This window comes from Streptomyces sp. NRRL F-525 (assembly GCF_000716605.1).
Taxonomy (GTDB): domain Bacteria; phylum Actinomycetota; class Actinomycetes; order Streptomycetales; family Streptomycetaceae; genus Streptomyces.
Genome location: NZ_JNXE01000197.1, coordinates 1 through 313 on the forward strand (window position 1 = coordinate 1; position 313 = coordinate 313).

General features: G+C 69.0%; 1 protein-coding gene. It reads left to right on the forward strand.

Annotated features, from left to right (window positions below; translation table 11 throughout):
- The coding region (locus OO69_RS48505) for a zinc ribbon domain-containing protein (protein WP_033287453.1) at nt 1-274 on the forward strand (274 nt) is incomplete at its 5' end.
- Nucleotides 275-313 lie beyond the last annotated feature (39 nt).

Sequence of the window (313 nt, forward strand, 5' to 3'; positions counted from 1 at the left end):
GCACTCCTGGGCCTTCGCCCAGCTCGGCGCCTTTGTCGAGTACAAGGCCAAGCGGGCGGGTGTTGCCGTGGTCCATGTGGACCCGCGCAACACCTCCCGCCAGTGCTCCGAGTGCTGGCACACCCACCGCACCAACCGGGTGACACAGGCACGGTTCGTGTGCCGGTCCTGCGGGATCGTCCTGCACGCGGACCACAACGGCTCCCGCAACATCGCCCACCGGGCCGATGCTGCGTGGCAGCGGGGCGCAGTCAACCGCCCCAGAACGCCATAGGCGTTCCGGACGCAGGGTCCCACAGGGGAACATCAGCAC